This window comes from Devosia psychrophila, from assembly GCF_000971275.1.
GTDB lineage: Bacteria > Pseudomonadota > Alphaproteobacteria > Rhizobiales > Devosiaceae > Devosia > Devosia psychrophila.
Genome location: NZ_LAPV01000088.1, coordinates 1 through 2,819, shown reverse-complemented (window position 1 = coordinate 2,819; position 2,819 = coordinate 1). Strand labels below are relative to the sequence as shown.

Sequence of the window (2,819 nt, the reverse complement as noted above, 5' to 3'; positions counted from 1 at the left end):
AGATTAGGGAGGCTTGATTGGCGTCGGGGCAGACGAGGCGAACCATTTCGAGGGTGGTGCCGCGACGGAGCGGAACGACACGGGCGCTGGAGTGGGTGGAGCGGGCGGTTTTGGTCATCAGGGACGTCCTTTCTGGTTTCTCCCTTGGAGCAATCCGGCCCTTGCTGGTCTTCCCTTCGGGTGCGGTCACACCGAACCGGCGTCCGCTGGACCCCTACAGGGTCCGCAACCTGCCAGGCGAGCAGGGTCGGGGTGCGGACAAGCAGGGCATAAGCCCTCGCGCGGGGCGCAGGCTGGCCTTGCCGAGATCGGCGGGTTCCGGCCGCGAAGCGGCTTGGCCTTGCAGGGAACAGCAGCCGGTTCAGACCGCAACAAACCCGAGGAGATGACCGACAAGGGACGGTCCAGGGGTGGAGATGCAGCTAGAGGACCAGAGTCAAAACCGGTCGCTCGTCTTCATGTCATGATCAGGTTCCGCAAAAGCGGTCCCATTTGAAACTCCCGCCTATGCCGCAAGGCTTGCAACAATTCCATTTCGGAAACGGAATGCCGCTATCGCCGCATCCTGGTGGATGAGCTTGCGCGTCACGGCATCGACCTCCGATTGCCGGGCAAAGGTCAGGGCTGAGAGATTGTCCTGATAGAGCCGTTCGTCGGCACTGGTCCATGTCGATCGGTTTTGGCCAGAATGCCGGGATCTGGCGCGGAAGGTGACTGTCAGGCGGCCGGTGCGAAGGGCGATCTGGCGTTCGATGAGACGCAGATGGTTCTGGGTCCGGCTAAGGGCTCTCTCCATCCACACCGAGCCTGGTGAAGTCGTGGGGGGACATCATGACATTGCCGTCCTCAACCGCCCCTGCCGTAGATGCCGAGATGCCAGCCAATCCGGGAAGCGGCTTTCGTCGGGAGTATAGGTTGGACACATCGAACAATGCAATTGATGCTGCAATGTCCGGGCCAGCGACCGCCCAGTCAATGAGGGCAGAATGCGTGCCGAGATATTTACGCATATTCTGTGTCAGCATGGCGTCGAGAACACCGCCGATCTCCGTACCCGGATTGGCATCGGCTTCGACGATGAGATGAACGGCGACGATATAGCTTGTCATGATCGGGGTTTCTTTCGGCATGTAGTGTCGGCAATCGGCGCACAGACACGGCCCGTCTCCAGGCGTCGCGGCCGGTGAACTGGGCGGAATAGCGGGGGTGCCAGACGGTGAGGATCGGCCGCGTGCCAGCCATGTCGGATGACACGCACCAATCCCCTGGCGATGCGTTTCCAGGGCATGACGATCACCGGTTCCAGCCGATGAAGCTCGACGGACCATCGTAAAGACGGTGGCGGGACCCATCGATGACGAAACCGAAACGGCCGCCGCTCGTGCCGTATTCAGCACTCGCAACGAGATAGCGGCGCGTATCCTGCTGGCCGGTGCGATCGCCGCCAACCGTCGCGATGATTTCGGTGAAGCCAGGTTTGTGGTCGCAAAATATCGCCGACACGACGATCCCGTCGGCACCATGGCGCCTGTGGAACGCCCGGCGGTCTTTTTCGACAGACAGGCCCGCATCGAGCACCTTGTCGTAGATATGCTCCCAGGCGTGCGGCTGGTCGTCCCGAAGTGTCTGGTCGGCGGCGGTCTTCTCCAAATCGGTGAACAGATCGGGGAACGCCTGGGCGACAGCGGCTCAGCAGCAATCTTGCTCATAGAACCCATCCGCCGCGCGCAGCAGCGGATGAACCTTCTCATTGCGCGCAGGATCGAGATGAAATCCACCATGACCCGCGGTTGAATGACAGATGACGCCGTCGGCATAGACCGTTGCGCCTTGTGATGGCCCCCATGGCGCGCTGCTGCTGGTGCTGGGAATTCTCCTCGACGCGAATACGAAACGCTGCCTCGTCGGCGAGGTCGCCCGCATGGCCGTAGAAATCGGCGCGCGTCCAATCGGCAAGCGGGCGGGCAAGGCGCCAGCCGTGGCCAGATAGTGCCCGCCATCGCGACCCGGCACCATGGCAAAGGTGTTGTCGGCGACCCGAGCGACAGCAAGGCCCTCGGCGCTGCGACCAAACAAAGCCTCCGGATAGGCGGGGGTTTGGGCGGTGCCGGGTATTTTGTGAAAGGCGGCGGTCATGCTGCAGCCCTCCCCTCGACGGCGGACGCCGCAACCTCGTCGGCCGTCACCCCGTCCAGAATGGCACCGAGGTGCCGGTGGCTGGTCAGCCATGCCTCCGCCGCGGCACGATTGTCGGCGAGATGCAGCAATTCGCCGTCCTCGCCGGCACGGCTGAGAATGCGGACGGAGCCGATGGCCGGACACTGCGTCACGGCGAATTTCAGGTCTGAGTCCACGGAAAAGCTCCTGTGGACGGTCAGCACGACTACCCCTTGAGCGCCATAGTCGCCCTCGTGCAGGGTAATGCTGGCGGCAAGCACAGCACTGCCCGCCTTGCGGGCCGACAACTTGCGGATGAGCCGCCCGCCGCTGTTGCGATTTTCCCAGGCGGCGAGTTTCTTGCTGAAGCGTTCGGGGGGACGCGGCGTGCCGTCGGAGTAGCTAACGGTCGCGCCAAGCGGCGCGAGATCGAAAATCAGTTGAGCGGACATGATGTCCTCCATTGTGCTCACGCCTTGGAAGGAGGGGATGCCGATCAAGCAAATCGTGAAGCGCACCGGTCACGCTCGCCAAGCCGTTCGCCGGATCGTTCGCGGCGAACGAAATGACGTCTTCCGGCCTCGCCAAAGCTCGTTGGAGGCTGAGTTTCCCTGGCTCGACGCCCAATGGGATGCCGGCAAGCGGAATGCTTCAGCTCTATG

Annotated in this window: 3 protein-coding genes and 2 pseudogenes; 1 reads left to right on the top strand and 4 read right to left on the bottom strand. The window is 62.8% G+C overall.

What is annotated here, in order from left to right; genetic code table 11:
- Window positions 1–505 precede the first annotated feature (505 nt).
- The 4 genes and pseudogenes from WH91_RS08040 to WH91_RS08025 form a co-directional block, all read right to left on the bottom strand.
- Entirely contained in the window at window positions 506–796 is a 291-nt protein-coding gene (locus tag WH91_RS08040) for a hypothetical protein (protein ID WP_046170490.1), read from the bottom strand.
- Complete coding sequence (locus WH91_RS08035) at window positions 780–1,130, bottom strand: hypothetical protein (protein ID WP_052952678.1); 351 nt, start codon at window positions 1,128–1,130, stop codon at window positions 780–782. The genes WH91_RS08040 and WH91_RS08035 overlap by 17 nt, the downstream gene beginning before the upstream one ends.
- Before the next feature lie 163 nt (window positions 1,131–1,293).
- Window positions 1,294–2,136, bottom strand: a pseudogene (locus tag WH91_RS08030) (DUF7007 domain-containing protein).
- A complete protein-coding gene (locus tag WH91_RS08025; RefSeq protein ID WP_046170489.1) occupies window positions 2,133–2,609 on the bottom strand; it encodes a hypothetical protein in 477 nt (158 codons plus the stop codon). Before WH91_RS08025 ends, WH91_RS08030 begins: the two are co-directional and overlap by 4 nt.
- Before the next feature lie 34 nt (window positions 2,610–2,643).
- Between WH91_RS08025 and WH91_RS25085 the strand changes: the two are divergent.
- Window positions 2,644–2,819, top strand: a pseudogene (locus tag WH91_RS25085) (ISL3 family transposase); the annotation flags it as partial.

Excerpts from the sequence above, each read along its gene's own strand:
- WH91_RS08040 (WP_046170490.1), bottom strand. The coding sequence starts at position 796 with ATGGAGAGAGCCCTTAGCCGGACCCAGAACCATCTGCGTCTCATCGAA.
- WH91_RS08025 (WP_046170489.1), bottom strand. The coding sequence starts at position 2,609 with ATGTCCGCTCAACTGATTTTCGATCTCGCGCCGCTTGGCGCGACCGTT.
- WH91_RS08035 (WP_052952678.1), bottom strand. The coding sequence starts at position 1,130 with ATGCCGAAAGAAACCCCGATCATGACAAGCTATATCGTCGCCGTTCAT.